This window comes from Bradyrhizobium sp. 4 (genome assembly GCF_023100905.1).
Classification (GTDB): Bacteria; Pseudomonadota; Alphaproteobacteria; order Rhizobiales; family Xanthobacteraceae; genus Bradyrhizobium.
Window position 1 is genome coordinate 6,574,504 of the sequence record NZ_CP064686.1, and the last position, 18,983, is coordinate 6,593,486.

An 18,983-nucleotide genomic window follows, 5' to 3' on the forward strand; every position below is an offset into this window, starting at 1 on the left:
TGACGGCCAGGGTCTGGGCCACAACGATAGCATGTTCCCGCGAGAGGTATTGGGTTGCGGCATCCGCTCGACATCGTCGCCATGTTCGCCGCGCTCTGGCTGCTGGCAGCGATGGTGCTCGACGCGCTGACGCCGAAGGAGCTGACGACGGTGATGATCGGCATCGCCATCGGACCCGCCGTCGTCATCACCGCCGTGTTCTACTATCTGCGCTGCCCGCGCACCGATTTCGCGGTGATGTTCGCCGCGCTGTGGCTGATCTCCGACATCGGCATCGCGTTCATCTCCCCGGCGCAGCTGCCGCATTTCCTGATCGCGCTCGGCTTCGTACCGGCGCTGCTGATCGGCATCGTGCTGCACTGGCAACGCTTCCAGCGCCGCCATGAGCGGCTGCCCGTGCCGTCGGTCAAGCGGGGTTAGCGCGGCAGCAAATTGGTCTTGGCGAGATCGACGACCTCGTCGCCGCGGCCGTTCATCACGGCGCGCAGGACCCAGAGGCTGAAGCCCTTGATCTGCTCGGGCGTGATGGTCGGCGGCATCGACAGCTCCTGCTTCGCCGTGACCACGTCGAGCAGCGCCGGTCCGTTGTGGGCCAGCATCTCCTTCATCGCGCCCGGGAGCTCGCCGGGATCCTCGACGCGCCTTGCGAAGATGCCCATGGCGCGCGCCATTGCCGCGAAGTCCGGATTCTCCAGATCGACATTGGTGTCGACGAAACCGGCCGCCTTCATCTCCAGTGCGACGAAGCCGAGCACGCCGTTGTTGAAGATGACCACCTTCACCGGCAGCTTCATCTGCGTCAGCGTGATCAGATCGCCCATCAGCATGGTGAAGCCGCCGTCGCCCGAGAGCGAGATCACCTGGCGGCCGGACTGCGCGGCCTGCGCGCCGATCGCCTGTGGCATGGCGTTGGCCATCGAGCCGTGCACGAACGAGCCGATCAGCCGGCGGCGGCCGTTCATCTCGAGATAGCGCGCGGCCCACACCGTCGGCGTGCCGACATCGGCGGTGAACACGGCATCATCAGAGGCGTGGTCGCTGATGACCTTGGCGAGATATTGCGGATGGATCGGTTTGCTGCCCGGCGTGCCCTTCGCGAGCGAGTCCAGGCCCTCGCGTGCTTTCTTGTAGTGCGCGATCGCATCGTCGAGATGCCTGCGCTGCGTCTTGGCCTTGAGCAGCGGCAGCAGCGCCTCGATGGCGAGCTTGACGTCGCCGACGAGGCCGAGATCGATCTTGCAGCGACGACCGAGATTCTCCGGGCGGATGTCGATCTGGGCGACCTTCGCATCAGTCGGGAAGAACTGCTTGTAGGGAAAATCAGTGCCGAGCATCACCAGCGCGTCGCAGGCGTGCATGGCGGCATAGCCGGAGGAGAAGCCGATGAAGCCGGTCATGCCGACGTCGTAGGGATTGTCGTATTCGACGTGCTCCTTGCCGCCGAGCGCATGCACGATCGGGCTCTTCAAGGCTTCCGCGAGTTGCATCAACGGCGCATGCGCGCCGGCGCAGCCGCGGCCGCAGAACAAGGTGATGCGCTCGGCGCCGTTCAAGAGGTCTGCGAGCGCCTTCAGCTCATCGGCCTGCGGCACGATTTTCGGCGCCGACAGTGCAAGGCCACGCGCCGTCGACAGTGCGCGCTTGGGTGGGCTGCGGAAGGCGACGTCGCCGGGCATGGCGACGACGGCAACGCCGCGCATGCCGACCGCCGCGCGGATCGCGTTTTCCAGCACATAGGGCAGCTGACTCGGATCGGAGACCAGCTCGCAATAATGGCTGCACTCGCGGAACAGGTTTTGCGGATGCGTCTCCTGGAAATAGCCGCTGCCGATCTCGGCCGTCGGGATTTGCGCGGCGATCGCCAGCACGGGAACGCGGCTGCGATGGGCGTCGAACAGGCCGTTGATCAGATGCAGATTGCCGGGACCACACGAGCCCGCGCATACCGCAAGGCTGCCCGTCATCTCCGCTTCCCCGGCAGCGGCGAAGGCCGCGACCTCCTCGTGCCGGACATGGATCCATTCGATCGTGCCGCGCCGCCGCAGCGCTTCGGTCAGCGCATTCAGGCTGTCGCCGACGATGCCGTAGATGCGCTTGACGCCGGCCTGTTCGAGCGTTGCCACGAACAGATCGGCCACGTTGTTGATTGTCATGTCGGTCTCCTGATCTCGCTTCTGCGGCAAGATAGGATAACGCGCAACAGTGACGGCATCACGGCTTGTTTATTGCTGCTTCAGTCTTTCGCAATCGCCCGATCGTAGGCCGCGATCGTCAATTTTGCGCGAGCGGCAACGTCCGTTGCCGTCATGCCGGGCTTGTAGAGGCTGGAGCCCAGCCCGAACGCCGTCACGCCACCCTTGATATACTCCGCAAAATTCTGGTCGGAGACGCCGCCGACGGCGGCGATCATGGCGCCGGCCGGCAGCACCGCGCGGATCGCGGCAATGCCGGACGCGCCGAGCACGCTGGCCGGAAAGAACTTCAGGCCAGAGGCGCCGGAGCGTGCGGCCAGCAGCGCCTCGGTCGGCGAGAACACGCCCGGTAGCGTGACCATGGCGTATTGGTGCGCACGCGTGAGCACCTGTGTATCGACATTCGGCGACACCATCAGCTTGCCGCCGACATCGTTGAGCCGATCGACATCCGCTGTGGTCAGCACCGTGCCGGCGCCGATCAGCACGCCGGCCGGCGCGAGCTTGACGGCGGTGGCGATGGAGCGGAACGGATCGGGCGAGTTTAACGGGATCTCGATCGCAGTCATGCCGGCCTCGATCAGCACGCCGACGATGGCCTCGGCTTCCTCCAGCTTGATGCCGCGCAGGATCGCGACCAGTGGCCGTTTCATCGCCGGAAAGGGAACGCTCATCTCGACTATCCTCTCATTTCGTCCAGATCGCGCCAGCCGCCATCGACAGACCGCGGCGGACGGCTTCATCGGCATCGACCGGCTTCACGGTGACCGACAGCGCGTCGAAAGCCAGCCTGTACAGCATTGCGAGCCGCCCCGAGGCAATCAGCGTGATTCCAGCTTTCGGCATCGCGCCGGAGAGCCCTGCCGCCAGCTCGACGCCGATCAACGTGCCCGACAGCGTTTCGCGCGCGGCGGCCGGTGTGCCCCCGAACAGGAGCTGACGCGACCGCGCGCCGAACAGAAAATTGGCGGCGAAGGCCGGTGCCTCGTACGCCGCCTTCACCGCAGCCTGGAAGCTCGTGACATCCTCGGCGTCTTCGGCGCCCGCGACCGCAAGCGACAAAATCGTCTCGCGCGACACCACGCTGAAGAGCTCGCCGGTCATAAAGGTAGAGAAATGCGCGACCGTATCGTCCTTCAGGCGCACCCATTTCGAATGCGTGCCGGGCATGCAGACCAGAGCTTCACCTGCGGCATCAAGCCCGAGCGCGCCGAGCAGCTGCGTCTCCTCGCCGCGCATCACGTCCGGTGCTTTTGCATCGCGCTGCGCGATACCCGGCAGGATACGGATGTCGCGCGCTTCGTCGGACACGCGCGCCGCCTGCTTCAGAACAGCGGAGAGTGGCGCGGGCGTATCGACATAACCGGCCTCGATCCAGCCGGTACGCGCGCCGGCCATGCCGCAGACGAGGACAGGCAGATGATCGGACGCCTCGACTGCCGCGAGATGCGATTGCAGCACGGCGGCAAAGCCGGCCTTCGCGGCCACCAGCATGCCTTCATCGCTGCGGCGCTCGGCCAGCACCTCGCCGGCGCGGTCGATCAGCCAGAGCCGGAAGCTGCTGGTGCCCCAGTCCACCGCGACATAGGCAGGTTCGGTCATCTCAACGCGTATCCTCGTCTCACCGCCGAGACGCCGTCTCGCGACAATGAGACGGGGCCCCGCAAATCTGCCCCGGGATATCGGCTATTGCTGCCGCAAACCAGCCTTTTTTCGCGGGTCTGGGGCGCCGTTCGCGGTGGCACACCGCTTGCGAAGAGGTGGCACACCGCTTGCTAAAGCGTTCCCGCGCACGTCCGTGAACCGCGCAACAAGACGCGTCAACATCAGATGAGGAAACCCATGGAGATCGGTTATTTCACGATGCCTTCGCACCCGCCGGAGTGCGGCCTGAAGGAAGGGAACGACTGGGACCTGCAGGTCATGCGCTGGCTCGACGAGCTCGGCTATCAGGAGGCCTGGGTCGGTGAGCACCACACCGCGCCCTGGGAACCCAATCCCACGCCGGATCTGCTGATCGCACAGGCGCTGATGCAGACCAAGAATATCCGCATCGGACCGGGCGGCTTCCTGCTGCCCTATCACCACCCGGCCGAGCTCGCCAACCGCGTCGCGATGCTCGATCACCTCTCCGGGGGACGACTCAATTTCGGAGTTGCGGCCAGCGGCCTGCCAAGCGACTGGGCCATGTTCAACGTTGACGGCATGAGCGGACAGAACCGCGACATGACGCGCGAGGCGCTGGAGATCATTCTGAAGATGTGGAGCGATCCCGCGCCCTGGACCTACAAGGGCAAGTTCTGGACGGTGACCAAGCCGGACACGATGTTCGACTTCCTCAAGCCGCACATCAAGCCGTTGCAGACGCCGCATCCGCCGATCGGCGTCGCCGGACTCTCGAAGAATTCGGACACGCTGAAGCTCGCCGGCGAGCGCGGCTTCATCCCGATGAGCCTCAACCTGAACCCCGCCTATGTCGGCAGTCATTGGGATTCGGTCGTAGCAGGTGCCGCCAAGACCGGACGCAAGCCGGACCGCGCGGATTGGCGGCTGGTGCGCGAGGTGTTCGTCGCCGATACCGACGAGGAAGCGTGGAGGCTCTCGACCGGCGACATGATGGGCCGGATGATGGGCGAGTACTTCCTGCCGCTGCTCGGCCATTTCGGGTTCAAGGACTATTTGAAGCACGCGCCCGACGTGCCCGATAGCGATGTCACCGTCGAATATTGCGCCAAGCGGAACTGGATCGTCGGCTCGCCCGCGACCGTCGCCGAGAAAATCGAGAAGATCTACGAGGAGGTCGGTGGCTTCGGCGTGCTGCTGGTGTTCGGCTTCGACTACAAGCACAAGGCGGAAGCCTGGCATCACTCGCTGTCGCTGCTGAGGAACGAGGTGATGCCGCGCCTGAAGCATCTCGGCTCCGCGCAGAAGGCGGCTTGACCCGACGCGGGTGCGGCGCGATCGTGCCGCACCCGCATCCATTTCGGAGATTTCCGCGTGACGGTGGACGCAAAGGAATTCAAGCAGGCGATGCGCCAGTGTGCGGGCGCCGTGGCGCTGGTGACGGTCGGTGCCGAGCACGGTAATCGCACGGGGCTGACGGTCACCTCGGCCTGCTCACTGTCGGACTCACCGCCATCCCTGATCGTCTGCGTCAACCGCAACGCCAGTGCGCACGCGCGTATCCGCGAGGAAGGCGCGTTCGCGATCAACTTCCTGCATGAGGACCACGCTCTCCTGGCGCTCACCTTCAGCGGCCAGAAGGGCGTCAATGGCGACGACCGTTTTGCGTTCGGGGAGTGGACGCGCGGGGTGACCGGCGCGCCGGTGCTGAGCGACGCGGTCGCCGCATTCGACTGCGTGCTGGCGCAGGAATTCGAGACGACGACGCATTCGATCTTCGTCGGCGAGGTGCGCGGCGCATCGCATTCCGACGGCGCGGCGCCGCTGGTGTATCTGCGCAGCAGCTTCCACGTCCCTCACGAAATCCGCGGCACCGTAACCGTCGGCGATCTCGACTCACGACATCTGAGCTGGAGCGATTTTTCGTAGGAGCGGCGGCGTTGATGGTGCGCTCTTCCTTCTCCCCTTGCGGGAGAAGGACGAATGTGCGCCGCACGCAGTTGAGGACTACTGCGTCGTCTCGATCTTCAACAGCTTGATCTTACGATAGAGCGTGGCCCGGCTGAGTCTCAGTGCGCGCGCCGCTTCAGTTACACGGCCGCCATGCTTGCGTAATGTCTCCACGATCGTGGCGCGCTCCGCCGCGGCCAGATCCGCTTCCACCGCCCTTCCGCCAAACGGGGGCAGATCGAGATCGGCATCGGTAATCACGCCGTCCTCCGCCGTGCAGCCGGCGAGCCGCAGCACATGTCGGAGCTGGCGCATGTTGCCGGGATAGGAATAGGCCGCCAGTTGCGCCCAGGCCTCGTCCGAGAGGGAGCAGTTCGGCGCTTCCTCGCGCGCGATGTGGCGGATGACGTCGTCGCGGTCGGCGCGCTCGCGCAAGGCCGGCAGCCGCACCTCCATGCCGCGCAGACGGAAATAGAGGTCGGTGCGGAAGGCGCCCTCCTCGGCCATGCGGCCGAGATCGCGATGGGTGGCGCTGATCAGGCGAATGTCGACCGGCACGGGCTTCAGCGCGCCGAGCGGCCACACTTCGCGGTTCTCCAGCACGCGCAACAGCCGCGTCTGCAGCGCGATCGGCATGTCGCCGATCTCGTCGAGGAACAGCGTCCCGCCGTCGGCCTGCACGATCAGACCCTTCGAGCCGTCGCGGCGCGCGCCGGTGAAGGCACCGGCCTCGTAACCGAACAGCTCGGCATCGATCAGGCTTTCCGGCATCGCCGCGCAGTTTAGTGCGACATAGTTGTGGCGCGCGCGATTGCCGGCTGCGTGAATGGCACGGGCGAACACATCCTTGCCGACGCCGGTCTCGCCGTGCAGCAGCACCGGCAGATTGCGATCGCCGATGCTTCTAAGTCGCTTCACGCTCCTGATCAGGCCGGGATCGCGGCCGGCGAGCCGCTGCAGAGCATCGAAGCGATCGACCTGTGCATCGCGGCGCGGCGCGAGCGGACGGCTCGAGACTCTCGCTCGCAGCGGCGGCGCGACATGGCCATGCCCCAACGGAGTGCCATCGGCCCGGCGCAGCTCGACGAGATCGTCTGCGTCGCGCGCGGCGGGATGGTCGAACTTGACGTAGCGCGACAGATCGATGCCGGATGCGATCAAGCCGTCGGTGAGACCCAGCAGCGCGCGCGCCGAACGGCAGGCGCCGACGATGCGGCGATCATCGTCATAGGCGAGCAGGCCGCTGCCGCCATCGCCCGGCACGGTCGCGATCCATGCGTTGCGGAAATGACCGCGGAAGATCGCACCCTCCATGCGCCGCGTCGCCTCCATCGTCACCGCGAGCGCGAGCTGATGCGCGGTGCGCTCGAGGTCTTCGCGGCAGGAAGTGATGTTCACGGCGCCTGCGAGCCGTCCGGCCTGGTCGAACAGCGGCGTCACGGCGCAGGAAAACATGTGCCACTGCGCGCGAAAATGCTCGTCGCGATGCACCAGGATCGGCTTCTGCTCGGCGAGCGCGGTACCGAGCCCGTTGGTGCCTTCAAAAGCCTCGGAAAAATTCGACCCCGTGTAGATCTTCCAGTCCATGAACAGTCTTGCGTCGGCCTCGCCGGGCAGACGGCTGAACAGCATGGTTGCGTTCACGTCTGCCAGATTGACGCAATAGCCGGCATCGCGCAGCACCCGGGCGAGGTCGTCGAGCTCCGGCGTTGCGAGCCGGATCGTCTCTTCCATCGGTTCGGCGACGTGACGGATCTCGGCTTCGGTGAGCGTCTGCGGCGGCCCCTGACGGGCGGGATCGAGCTTGTGGCTGACCAGGCAACGCCGCCAGGAATTGGCAATGCGCGAAGAGGCATCGACGTCGGCCACGTGATTGGCGGCGGACAAGACGCGGGCGACATGGTTCGAGGCCGAAAGGCTGGCCATCGCGGACGTCTCCACCCTCTATTATTGTGCAAAGTCTGGCACCGCAGGCGGGGATGTCAATCGGGAACCAGGAAGGCGGCGAAGCGCAAATCGGAATTGCTGCACCGCCCTCACCACGTATCGATGCACGGCCGCTTCTTTCCATTCCGCGCCGGCGGCTTCGGCACCGAGCGCAGGCCCGCCATGATCCAACGCCGCGTCTCGGCGGGATCGATGACGTTGTCGATCTCGAACACGGAGGCGATCGAGACAGCCTTGCCGTTGGCATAGAGCTCGGCGACCTTGTTGCGATAATAAGTCTCGCGCTCGGCGGGGTCGGCGATCGCCTCCATTTCCTTGCGGAAGCCGAGGCGGACGTAACCCTCCAGGCCCATGCCGCCGAATTCGCCGGTCGGCCAGGCCGCGGTAAAGAACGAGGCGTGGAAGCCGCCGCCGATCATCGACTGCGCCCCGAGCCCATAGCCCTTGCGCAGCACGATGCCGAACAGCGGCACAGTCAGGCTCGCGCCCGTCACGAACATGCGCGAGACGTGGCGTACGATCGCCGTCTTCTCGGCTTCCGGACCGACCATGAAGCCGGGCGTGTCGCACAGCGAGACGATCGGCAGATCGAAGGCGTCGCAGAGCTGGAGGAAGCGCGCGGCCTTGTCGCCGGCATCTGCGTCAATCGCGCCGCCGAGATGGCGCGGATTGTTGGCGATCAGGCCGAACGGCCTGCCCTCGATGCGGATCAACGCGGTGATCATGCCGACACCGTAGTCGCGGCGCAGCTCCAGCACGGAATCCTTGTCGGCGACGAGGTCGATCACGCTGCGGATGTCGTAGACGCGCAGGCGGTTCTCGGGGATGGCGCGGCGCAGCAGCCGCTGGTCGGCGGCCTGCCAGTCCGTCACCGCCCCTTGGAAATAAGACAGATATTTTTGCGCAACACGCGTCGCCTCCTCCTCGTCCTCGACGAGAATGTCGATGACGCCGTTCGGCGACTGGAACGTAACAGGCCCGACCTCGGCCGGGTGATAGATGCCGAGCCCGCCGCCCTCGATCATCGCGGGGCCCCCCATGCCGATCGAGGCGTTTTTGGTGGCGATGATGACATCGCAGCAGCCGAGCATCGCGGCATTGCCGGCGAAGCAGTAACCGGAGACCACGCCGATGACCGGCACGAGACCCGAGAGCCGTGCGAACTGCACAAAGGATGGACCATCGAGTCCGGTCATGCCGAGCCGATCGGTATCACCGGGCCGGCCGCCACCGCCTTCGGCATAAAACACCAGCGGCACGCGCCAATCTTCCGCGAGCGTCAGCATGCGGTCGATCTTCTTGTGGTTCATGTGGCCCTGCGTGCCCGCGAGCACGGTGTAGTCATAGGCCACGACGATGCAGCGACCGCCCTCGGGGCCGAACTTCTCGGCGTTGACGGTCGCGACACCCATGACGAGGCCGTCAGCCGGCGTGTTCTTGACGAGATCGTCGAGCTTGCGCCGCCGCCGCTGCGCCGCGATCGCAAGGCTGCCATACTCCATGAACGAGCCGTCGTCGACGAGCTGCGCGACATTTTCGCGCGCGGTGCGCTGATTGGTGTTGCGGCGGCGCTCGACCGAAGCAGGGCGATTTTCGTCGAGCGTGTTGGCCTGGCGCGCGATCAGTTCGGCGAGATCGGGACGGATCTGGTCGAGATCGATATCGGTTTCCGTTGCCGACGCGTCCGCCGCAACGTCGAGCGGCTCCAAATACATGATCGGCTCGCCATGCATCAGCGTGTCACCGTCGCCGGCGAGTAGCTGCATGACGCGGCCGCCCTGCTCGGCCATGACCAGATGTTCCATTTTCATGGATTCGATCACGGCGAGCTGCTGGCCCGGGCGCACGACCTCGCCTTCCTTCACCTGAATAGTGACAATGGTGCCTTGCAGGGGCGCCGCGACCATTACCGTCCCTTCGGGCACGGTCTGTGCCGTATGCGCCTCGGTGCCGGGACCGCCGCTTCGCTCCGTCGCCGCAAAATAGAGTGGTTTGGCCGCGCCATCCGCGGCTTCGACGAGCTTGCCGATGTTGCGATCGATGAAGTCTGTCGCGATGCGGTTGGAGCGGAAGTCGGGATGCGCCAGCACGGCCTGGAGGAAGCCGATGTTGGTGACGACGCCGTCGATCCGAAACTCGCGCAAGGCGCGCGAAGCCTTGGCAACGACCTCGTGCCAGGCTTCACCGGACGTATGCACGATGACCTTTGCCAGCAGCGAGTCGAAGGCGGCGCTGGTCTTGTAGCCGGCATAACCGAAACTATCGACGCGGACGCCGGGGCCTGACGGCGGCTCGAACACGGCAAGCACGCCGCCGGTCGGGTGCGTCGCCCCTAGCTCGTCCAGCGTCTCCATGTTGACGCGGAGCTGCATGGCATAACCGCGCGGCTTCGGGATCGAGCCTTGCGCCAGGCCGAGCGAGGCAAGCGAGGCACCGGCAGCAACCGCAAGCTGGGCGCGGACGAGATCGAGGCCGAGCACCTCCTCGGTCACTGTGTGCTCGACCTGAAGCCGCGGGTTGGCTTCGATGAAGGCAAAACTGTCGTCGGCGGCGCCGTCGACCAGGAACTCGAACGTGCCGAGATTGTCGTACGACGCGGCCACGGCGAGTTGCTTCGCCGCCTCGATGATACGGCCACGCAAGCCGTCGCCGAGCGACGGGCTGGGCGCCACCTCGATCAGCTTCTGGTGCCGGCGCTGGATGGTGCATTCGCGTTCCCAAAGATGAGAGATCGCACCGTGGCGGTCGCCGATGATCTGCACCTCGATATGGCGCGCTTGCCGGATCAACCGCTCGCCATAGACGCCGTCGAAGCCGAACGCGGCCTTGGCCTCGGACTGGCAGCGCGCGTAGGCCTCCGCCAGATCGGCAGCGCGCTCGACCACGCGCATGCCGCGCCCGCCGCCGCCGGCCATCGCCTTGATCACGATCGCCGCGTTGCTGCCGAGCGAGGTGAAGAACGCCGCGATGGCCTCCAGCGGGGACGGCCCGCTGGTGCCGGCGATGATCGGCACGCCGCAGCGCTTTGCCAGTTGCCGTGCCGCAACCTTGTCGCCGAACAGTTGGAGCGCCGCGGCCTTCGGCCCGACGAAGGCGATGCCTGCATCAGCGCAGGCTTTCGCGAACGCTGCGTTCTCGCTGAGGAAGCCGTAGCCGGGATGCACGGCGTCGCAGCCGGATGCCGTTGCCGCCTTCACCACGGCCTCGATGTCGAGATAGGCCCGTGCGCCGCGGCCGGGGATTTCAACGGCCTCATCGGCAACCCGCACATGCAGCGACAGCGCATCGTCCGCGGGATGGATCGCAACCGTTGCGAGGCCGGAATCGGCTGCGGCGCGCGCGATGCGGATGGCGATCTCGCCGCGATTGGCGATCAGGAGCTTCTTGAACGACATGCAGCGTCTCCATGCCCGCGTGCCCAGGCGCGGGTCGGCAGGTCCGATGGTTCTGCTTCGTCACTTTAACCGAGGCCGTCAAGGGCAAGAACGCCGGTCGCGACGACCGTTCCCGCGGGCCGGAATTTCAGTCGGTCGCTTGCGCCGTGATGAGGCGAATAATCCGCGCCACGGCAGACGGGATCGGCGCGATGATCGGCACGGTGAACATCGGCTGAAGCTCGCGCGCAGCTTCGCCCAGCGGCCCGCCGCCGATGATGACGGCCTCCGCGCCATCCTGCGCGATGCAGGCCTCGACCGCGCCGGTGAGCGCTGCGCGCAGCCGCGCCGGATCGCGCATCAGCTCCTGCGGATCGCCCTCCGCGAAGCGGACGCCGGCGTAATACGATCGCAGCCCCAGCGCGTCCGGCAAGGCGTCGATCTTCACTTCCAGCAGCGGCGTCGTGGTCGCCACCCCGAAGCGGCGGCTGTTCTCGGCAGCTGTGAGCATCGAGGACTCACCGATGCCGACCGCGGGCAGTTCTATCGCAGCTTTGATCCCGGCCAATCCGGGATCGCCGAACGCCGCGACGATGATGCCGTCGCATGCATGCCGGTTCGACTGCGCGATCTCCAGAACTTCGGTGGAAGCTGCATCCAACGCATCCGGCGTCACGATCATTTGCGGCGCGCGCGTTGCGGTCGCGCCGTCGATGTCGAAGCCGTCGCCGGCGGCCGACCTCGCGATGGCGACCATCATCTCGGTGGTCGCCACGGAACTGTTTGGATTGATCAGGAGAATGCGCGCGCGCCGATCGGAAGTTTGGCCCATCCCCCTGCTATACTAAGCCGCCCGCACCCCCGCAACGAAAGCGCTGACCTCGTTTTCCAGCGATTGCAGCTTCTGCGACAGCCGGCCGCTCGATTGCAGCACGAGGCCGGCGGCCTGGCCGGTCTCCGCCGTCGCATCGGTCACACCCGAGATGTTCTGCGAAACCTGGTCGGTGCCGGAGGCGGCCTCCCTTACGCTGTGGGCGATCGCCGCGGTCGCGGCGCCCTGCTCCTCGACCGCTGCGGCGATCGACGAGGAGATCTCGTTGACCTCCATGATGGTGCTGCGGATGCTCTCGATGTTGCCGACGACCTGGTTGGTCTCGGCCTGGATCGCGGTGATCTGCGCGCCGATCTCGTCGGTCGCCTTCGCGGTCTGGCTCGCCAGCGACTTCACTTCGCTTGCCACCACCGCAAAGCCCTTGCCGGCCTCGCCGGCGCGCGCTGCCTCGATGGTGGCATTGAGCGCGAGCAGATTGGTCTGCGAGGCGATCTGGTTGATGAGGTCGATGACCTCGCCGATCTTGTGCGCGGCCGCCGCCAGCCCCTGCACCGTGTCGTTGGTGCGCTGACCGTCGGCAGCGGCCTTGTCGGCCACGGTTGCAGCCTGCGCGACACGCTGGCTGATCTCGGTGATCGAGGACGACAGCTGCGCGGCGGCGGAGGCCACCGTCTGCACGTTGCTCGAAGCCTGCTGACAGGCGGTGGCGACGAAGCTCGCGCGGTCGGTCGCCTTGTTGGCGGTTTCGGACATGCCCTGCGCGGCCTGCTGCATCGCGCGCGCCTCGTTGAAGACGTCGCGGACGACGGCCTGAACGTTCGCCTCGAACTTGCCGGCGAGATCGGTCATCGTCCTGCGCTTCTCCTCGTCGGCCTTCTGCTTCGTCTCCTGCTGTTCGGTGTGCATCCGGCCGACCTCCGCAGCATTGTCCTTGAACACGGCGAGCGCCTTGGCGAGCCCGCCGATCTCGTCGCGACGGTCGGTATGGGGCACGTCGAACGCGCTATCGCCGGAGGCGAGGCGCTCGGTGAGCGCGGTGATCTTCGCAAGCGGCCGCGTCACGCTGCGGCCGATCACGAAGGAGGCGCCGAGCACGAGCACGAACACGACCAGGCACACCAGGGCGAAGGTCATCGCATCCTGGCGGAAGACGGCGTCGACGTCGTCGAGATAGATCCCGGTGCCGATGATCCAGCCCCAGGGCGCAAAGCCCTTCACATAGGAGATTTTCCCGACCGGCTGGTCGAAGCCGGGCTTCGGCCAGAGATAGCTGTAGAAGCCCGCCCCCTGCTTTTTGACGACGTCGACGAAGCCGACGAACAGCGCGTTGCCGGACGGATCCTTCATCCCGGAGAGATCCTTGCCGTCGAGCTCCGGCTTGATCGGGTGCATGACCATTTTGGGGGTCATGTCGTTCAGCCAAAAATATTCGACCTTGTCGTAGCGCAGGCTCTTGACCTCCGCGATCGCGGCGGCCTGCGCCTGCTCGCGTGGGAGTTTTCCTTCGCTCTCGAGCTTCTGGTAGTGCGCCAGGATGCCGTAGCCGACGTCGACCATGTGCTGCGTCTTGGCCTCACGGTCCGCGATCATCTGCGCGCGCAGCGTCGAGAGCGCGATCGGCGCCAGCGCGATCATGCCAAGGAGGCTGATGCCGACAATCAGGACCAGCTTGAAACTGATGCGGGAGAAAAACATCGGTGCTCGCAAGATTTGGAAGGGCTGATATGCCAGTTTATCCCGCGTCCCTTAGCAAAGCTTTAAGCATTCGGGTTCCCGCAAACCCCGCAAACTCCGTAGGATCCTACCGGCATGCCCCGGACGCCTCGCAGGTTCACGAGGCGGGCTGCATCCGAGATGCGAACTCTTCAAAACTAGAAGACCTCGACATCGCCCCTCCGAGCGTTGACTTGCAGGGGGCTCTGACCGAACGATCGGCGCAGATCATCAGCGCCAGCCGGGGCGCGGGCGCAGCCGGAGGCCGGAGGCTCAATGCATCAATCGACATCGACAGGGTCCCTCGACCTTCCGGCGCTGAGCGCGGCGGAGCGGCTCTTCATCTGGGGATTTCGGGCCAAGGCACGCAGCGGAAGCGCTGTTCCCACCGCGGCCGACATCCAGCAAGTGTACGACCATTTTCGCGTGGGCGACGCCGTGCCGTCGCTGGAATCCATCATCGAGATCTTTGCCTGCACGGCGCATACGGCGATCGCGGTGCACTGCCCGACCTGCCCGCGCATGTCCGACAGCGAGCACGGGATGTTGCGGGCAATCGCCGCCGCGCAGAAAGAGCGCGATGATATCGCGCGCGAACAGTTCGAATGCTGGCTGCCGCCGGTCGGCGCCGATTGGGCTCTCGCACCCGTGCGCGGGCTTGCAACGATCTTCCGCATGGCGGGTCTCATCCTGCCCGACCGACACGTTCCGTCTTTCGACCACGACCGGACAATGGCGATGAAGAGCTGGCTGGTCGGAAGCCCCACGTTGCACTGACGAGATCGCGCATGATGCAGGACAGTTGCGGCGCTGTGTCTGTCACGGAAGCCGGCCAGGCGCGGCTCTGTCCGCTTCGGGTCGCGCTTGCGACGCGGCCTGACTTCGAGAGCTACGATGATTTTGGCCGCGTCACGCTCTCGCTGTTCCGGTTCATCGCTGCCGCCTATGCGACCGGCGCGTCCGATTGCTGGGAGGCGGCCTATCGCTTTGCCGACGAGGCGCCTGGCATCGCCGACAGCCCGCTGCTGGTCGCACGCGTTGCCGCGCTCGTCAGAATCCTGCGCAACGGTCGGCCCTGCCAATTGTGCTTCATGCCGCCGTCGTGCCGGCGCCTGTCGCAGGACGAGACAGAATTGATGCGACTGCTGGCGGTGGCGCGCGGCAACCAGCCGGGTGAGCTCGAATCTGCCGTTTGCCAGTTCGTCGGCGACGAGAACGGGACTGCGACAACGAGGGCGGTTAACGCGCTCGCGGTCTGCTGACACCTAGCCGCCCTTCTTGCCGAGCACGAGATCGATGGTGTGGGACGCGATCTTGCGCAGCTGCGGCTCGTCGCCGAAGGCGCGTTCGAGCACGGCGAGGCCGCGCGTCACGCTGATGATGTGCAGTGCCGCGGCCGCGGAATTGCCGCTGAACTCGCCGCGCGCCGCACCCGCCGACAACGTCTCCTGAACCAGAACAGTGATGCGCGAGATGAGGTTCGCGAAGGCCTGCCGCGCCTCCTCGTCCAGCCCCTCGCCTTCGGCCGCGCCGAGCTCCATCAAGCCGCGCGTGGTCGGACATCCCCGCGGCGGCGAGCCGGCGCGGAAGTTGCTGATGGTCAGGTCGAAGAACGCGGTGAGGCGCTTTCGCAAGCTGCCCGCACCGAGCGCCTTTTGCAAAGCGACGAGATAGTCTCCCGCATAGCGCTCGTACGCCTGCAGGAATAGCGCCTCCTTGCTGCCGAAGGCGTTGTAGAGGCTGCCGCGCTGCACACCGGCGTCGCGCGCGATGTCCGACAGCGAGGTGCCGCGCACGCCCTTGCGCCAGAACTGGTCGAAGGCGATGCGCAGGACATCGTCATGGTCGAATTCGCGCGGCCTCAAGCTTTGCTCCCGTCAGGCGTATTTGACACGATGTCAAAAACATGATTTCTTGACGCCTCGTCAAAAACAAACTGGTATCTACGCAGCCCTTCGTCAATGAGGAATTCGCGATGCCTCTCCTCCACATCTCGATGCGCGCCGGAAAGCCGGAAGCCTACCGGAAGGCGATCCTCGACGGCCTCTACCGCGCCATGCGCGAGGCGCTGAACGTCCCCGAAGGCGACGAGTTCATGACCATCAGCGAGCTTTCGCCCGCGAACTTCCGCTGCGGCAACGCCTACGGCGTCACGCGCAGCGACGATGCCGTGCTGATCCAGATCACCGTATTCGCCTCGCGCACACCCGAGCAGAAGAAGGCCCTGTACCGGCGGATCGCGGATCTGCTCGGCGAAAACCCGGGCATCCGCCCCGAGGACGTGTTCGTCAACGTCCTCGATGCGCCCGCAGAGAACTGGTCCGTCGGCCACGGCGTTGCGCAATTCGCTTGAGCTTATAGCTTCACCGATCCAACGCACGTCTCCATGATCCCGTCGAGCTCCGCCTTCGAGAGCAACCCGAGCTCGGCGATGAAGACGATCCGCGCGCGCGGCAGAGCGGTGGCATCACCAACGGCGAGCCCGGCTTCACCCGGCGCCAGCGTGGCGCGGCCGGCGGCGAATTGAAAAACCATCTGGCGCCCGGGCTGCTCGACGGTCTCGAACAGGCCTTTTGCCCGCGCGAGTTTTGGCGCAAGCCGGCCGATCGCCTGCTGCAGGCGGGGCAGCGAGATCGGTTGGTCCGAGGTCCAGCTCAGCGTTTCGAAGCGTTGCTCTGCCGGCCGTCGCGGTCCGGGCTCGCGTCGCGCGGGGGCCCGATCGACGGTCGCGGGAAACAGCAGCGCGGACGGAATCTCGCCGTGCGGCGCATCAACCACCACGGCAGGAACGCGCTGCGCGCGGATGGCCTCGCGCATCCGGGAGCCCGCGCTCTCGTCCGCCAGATCCAGCTTGCTCAGCGCCACAATGTCGGCGACGCGCAGCTGCGGACGATGCAGCGCATCGTCGAGAGCGGCCGGCGGTGTCGCCGCGTCCATCACGCAGAGCACCGTTTCCAGCGGCGCTTCGCGCAGGATCACGGGATCCATCAAATTGCGGACGATCTCGGCGGGATCGGCGACGCCGCTGGTCTCGATGACGATGTATTCCGGCTTCGGATCACGCCGCAGCAGCGTCGAGAGGGTGCGCAATAGGTCGCCTTCGAGCGAGCAGCAGATGCAGCCATTGGCGAGGCTGACCACGCCGTCGCTCGCACCCGCGATCAGCTCCGCATCGATGTTGATCGCGCCGAAATCATTGACCACAGCGGCGATCCGCCGCCCCTCTGCATGCGCCAGCAGATGGTTGACGACAGTGGTCTTGCCGGCCCCCAGAAAGCCCGTCACCAGGAGAATGGGGACCGGCATGTCTCAGCCCCCGACGACGGGACGGCGCACGGGACGGCCGGGCCGCGCCGCCACGTCCAGCACACCATCGCTGATTAGTATCTCGCCGCTGACGATCAGATGCCGCACGCCTTCGGACGGGCGGTTCATCACCGTGAAGGTCGCACGATCCGAGAGCTTCTCGTAATCGAACACGACGATGTCGGCATCGGCGTCCTTCGCGAGCCTGCCCTTGGCGCGCATCGCGGGCGTGCTCTGCGACAGGATCTCCGCCGGGATCAGCGCGCATTTGCGTACGCCTTCGAGCAGCGACACGGTCTTGCGCTCGCGCACCCATTCGCGGATGAATTTCGTGAAGCAGCCGGCCGATCGCGGATGCGAGGTGGCGTCATCCGGCAGCGGCCAGGCATCGCCGGTGTAGGTCTTGCCGTCCGACGTCGTCCACGGCATCGCGTCGGAGGCGATGGCGCCGCCGGGATAGAGCACCGACATGTCGAGCAGGTCGCGGTGATGCGCGTTGTTCTCGGTGTCGAGGATGTGCCACAGCACCAGCGAGGACGGCTCTTCAGCTTGCGCCTTCAAGAGCTCCTCGCGATCGCTGAAGCGATGGCCGTCGGTGACCCGCTGCACGGAATCGTAACCGGTGCCGTTGCGCTCGACGAATTCGGGGTCGCTGAAGAACGCAGCCGCCAGCACGGTCGAGCCGGTGCCGTAGGGATAGGCCTCGACGGTGATGGGCAGGCCCTGCGCCTGCGCTTTCGCGATCAGCACGCGGCAGCGCTCGACGTCGGTCTTGCTCGACGAGTTGAAATGGCAGATGTGCATGTGCGCGCCGGTGGCGCCAGCGTACCCGATCAGGCGGATATAGGCTTCCGCCGCGCTCTCGGGATCGACGCGCGACATGTAGGCGACGTGGGTGAAGGTCGGCACGTCCTGCGCGGCCGCGAGCTGGCAGACCGCGGTCAGCTCCTGCACGCCGGCGCCCGGCGCATAGGCGTTCAAGATGCCGATGCCGATGCCGCCCTCGTTCAGGCCGCGCGAAAGGCGCTCGAGAATGCCGGCGACCTCCGCATCGCTCGCCACGTTGTCCATCCAGCGGCGATCGCGCATGGCGTTGCCGAATGCCTCCAGCGAACTCTCCGCGTTGGAGCCCGTCATCGCGCCAATACGCGCGAAAGCCCAGTTGGTGGCCGCGCCGTAGTTCAGCACGCGTCCCTTCCGCGCCTGGCGCTCATACCAGGACCCGACCGGCAGCACGCCTGCTTCGAGATCGAGCGTCGTCGTGACGCCGTCGAACGCCTGCATGCGATCCGCGGGGAGCGACTGGCCGTGCGCATGAAGGTCGATGAAGCCGGGCGCAACCACGAGCCCCGTCGCGTCGATCACCCGCTCGGCACTGCCGAGCCCCGTTCCGACCGCGGCGACCTTACCGTCCATCACCGCCACATCGCCAATCGCGTCCATTCCGCTGGCGGGATCCACCACCCGACCGCCAGAGATCACCAAGCCGCTCATATCGTCACTCCCTCACGCTGAATTCGCATCAAGGCAGATTCCGTGAGGTACGACCACCTCCACCGATGCCGATGCATCATGCTCGCAAGGAAGGCTCGAAAGGGAGGCTCGAAGGGAGGTCAATTCACATGCGGGTCGCAGATACGCGCTCGCAGTCTCGCGGCAGGTTTGCCCGAGCTATGCTTCTCGCTTCACCCCTCGAGAAGAAAGGGCGCAGGGAAGACCGGGCGCCGGCTGGCACCCATAAAAAACCCCATGCGAACTGATTGCTCACGCAATGCACAGGGGAGACACAGGGCAGCCGAGACCAGGCCTTCCCTGCGCGATGGTTTGACGGCCTATGCCGCGCTCTCCCCGGAAACGAGCTCCTTCTTGCCTCCGTCACCTCCACGAAATGCACGGCACCGCGCCGGTTGACGCGCTGACGCCTTCGCAAAGGCTTGACCGTGGCAACGACGGCCAGGACCACACGGTTTCGCCGTACGCAGGCTTCCTGCTTCGCCTCAAGGCTTCGCAGGACATGCCTGCTTGGGCCAGAGGCTTCGCGAGATT

At 66.0% G+C, this 18,983-nt stretch carries 16 protein-coding genes; 6 read left to right on the forward strand and 10 right to left on the reverse strand.

What is annotated here, in order from left to right; translation table 11 throughout:
• The first annotated feature begins 54 nt into the window (after nucleotides 1-54).
• Nucleotides 55-420 (forward strand): hypothetical protein, encoded by a 366-nt coding sequence (locus IVB45_RS31395; protein WP_027565260.1) that lies wholly within the window; start codon nucleotides 55-57, stop codon nucleotides 418-420.
• Here the strand turns inward: IVB45_RS31395 and poxB are convergent.
• The 3 genes from poxB to IVB45_RS31410 all read right to left on the reverse strand — a co-directional run bounded on the left by poxB (nucleotide 417) and on the right by IVB45_RS31410 (nucleotide 3,794).
• Nucleotides 417-2,153, reverse strand: a complete 1,737-nt coding sequence (gene poxB / locus IVB45_RS31400) for a ubiquinone-dependent pyruvate dehydrogenase (RefSeq protein ID WP_247358046.1) — start codon at nucleotides 2,151-2,153, stop codon at nucleotides 417-419. The two genes, IVB45_RS31395 and poxB, sit on opposite strands and share 4 nt — an antisense overlap.
• Nucleotides 2,154-2,233: 80 nt before the next feature.
• Nucleotides 2,234-2,866 (reverse strand): 2-dehydro-3-deoxy-6-phosphogalactonate aldolase, encoded by a 633-nt coding sequence (locus IVB45_RS31405; RefSeq protein WP_247358045.1) that lies wholly within the window; start codon nucleotides 2,864-2,866, stop codon nucleotides 2,234-2,236.
• 13 nt (nucleotides 2,867-2,879) lie between these two features.
• Complete coding sequence (locus IVB45_RS31410) at nucleotides 2,880-3,794, reverse strand: 2-dehydro-3-deoxygalactonokinase (protein WP_247358044.1); 915 nt, start codon at nucleotides 3,792-3,794, stop codon at nucleotides 2,880-2,882.
• 240 nt (nucleotides 3,795-4,034) lie between these two features.
• Here IVB45_RS31410 and IVB45_RS31415 point away from each other — a divergent pair, with 240 nt between their 5' ends.
• Nucleotides 4,035-5,132, forward strand: coding sequence for an LLM class flavin-dependent oxidoreductase (locus IVB45_RS31415; protein ID WP_007596571.1), 1,098 nt, complete (start codon nucleotides 4,035-4,037; stop codon nucleotides 5,130-5,132).
• Between the two features lie 57 nt (nucleotides 5,133-5,189).
• Nucleotides 5,190-5,744, forward strand: coding sequence for a flavin reductase family protein (locus tag IVB45_RS31420; RefSeq protein ID WP_027565264.1), 555 nt, complete (start codon nucleotides 5,190-5,192; stop codon nucleotides 5,742-5,744).
• A 78-nt stretch (nucleotides 5,745-5,822) separates the two neighbouring features.
• Here IVB45_RS31420 and IVB45_RS31425 read toward each other — a convergent pair whose 3' ends face one another.
• The 4 genes from IVB45_RS31425 to IVB45_RS31440 all read right to left on the reverse strand — a co-directional run bounded on the left by IVB45_RS31425 (nucleotide 5,823) and on the right by IVB45_RS31440 (nucleotide 13,613).
• Nucleotides 5,823-7,691, reverse strand: coding sequence for a sigma-54-dependent Fis family transcriptional regulator (locus tag IVB45_RS31425; protein WP_247282490.1), 1,869 nt, complete (start codon nucleotides 7,689-7,691; stop codon nucleotides 5,823-5,825).
• 110 nt (nucleotides 7,692-7,801) lie between these two features.
• Nucleotides 7,802-11,107 (reverse strand): carboxyl transferase domain-containing protein, encoded by a 3,306-nt coding sequence (locus tag IVB45_RS31430; protein WP_247358043.1) that lies wholly within the window; start codon nucleotides 11,105-11,107, stop codon nucleotides 7,802-7,804.
• A gap of 127 nt (nucleotides 11,108-11,234) precedes the next feature.
• Entirely contained in the window at nucleotides 11,235-11,918 is a 684-nt protein-coding gene (locus tag IVB45_RS31435; protein WP_247501302.1) for an aspartate/glutamate racemase family protein, read from the reverse strand.
• Between the two features lie 12 nt (nucleotides 11,919-11,930).
• Complete coding sequence (locus IVB45_RS31440; RefSeq protein WP_247358041.1) at nucleotides 11,931-13,613, reverse strand: cache domain-containing protein; 1,683 nt, start codon at nucleotides 13,611-13,613, stop codon at nucleotides 11,931-11,933.
• Nucleotides 13,614-13,907: 294 nt separating this feature from the next.
• Between IVB45_RS31440 and IVB45_RS31445 the strand changes: the two genes are divergently transcribed.
• Both IVB45_RS31445 and IVB45_RS31450 read left to right on the forward strand, forming a co-directional pair.
• Entirely contained in the window at nucleotides 13,908-14,408 is a 501-nt protein-coding gene (locus IVB45_RS31445; protein WP_027565269.1) for a hypothetical protein, read from the forward strand.
• Between the two features lie 11 nt (nucleotides 14,409-14,419).
• A complete protein-coding gene (locus IVB45_RS31450) occupies nucleotides 14,420-14,893 on the forward strand; it encodes a hypothetical protein (RefSeq protein WP_247358040.1) in 474 nt (157 codons plus the stop codon).
• Nucleotides 14,894-14,896: 3 nt separating this feature from the next.
• Here IVB45_RS31450 and IVB45_RS31455 read toward each other — a convergent pair whose 3' ends face one another.
• Nucleotides 14,897-15,496, reverse strand: coding sequence for a TetR/AcrR family transcriptional regulator (locus IVB45_RS31455; protein ID WP_247358039.1), 600 nt, complete (start codon nucleotides 15,494-15,496; stop codon nucleotides 14,897-14,899).
• 110 nt (nucleotides 15,497-15,606) lie between these two features.
• Here IVB45_RS31455 and IVB45_RS31460 point away from each other — a divergent pair, with 110 nt between their 5' ends.
• Nucleotides 15,607-15,984 carry a tautomerase family protein gene (locus IVB45_RS31460; RefSeq protein WP_027565272.1) on the forward strand — a complete coding sequence of 126 codons (378 nt, stop codon included), beginning with the start codon at nucleotides 15,607-15,609 and terminating at the stop codon, nucleotides 15,982-15,984.
• Nucleotides 15,985-15,986: 2 nt separating this feature from the next.
• Here IVB45_RS31460 and IVB45_RS31465 read toward each other — a convergent pair whose 3' ends face one another.
• Both IVB45_RS31465 and IVB45_RS31470 read right to left on the reverse strand, forming a co-directional pair.
• Nucleotides 15,987-16,937, reverse strand: a complete 951-nt coding sequence (locus IVB45_RS31465; RefSeq protein WP_247358038.1) for a GTP-binding protein — start codon at nucleotides 16,935-16,937, stop codon at nucleotides 15,987-15,989.
• A gap of 3 nt (nucleotides 16,938-16,940) precedes the next feature.
• A complete protein-coding gene (locus IVB45_RS31470) occupies nucleotides 16,941-18,431 on the reverse strand; it encodes an amidohydrolase family protein (protein ID WP_247358037.1) in 1,491 nt (496 codons plus the stop codon).
• Between the last annotated feature and the right edge of the window lie 552 nt (nucleotides 18,432-18,983).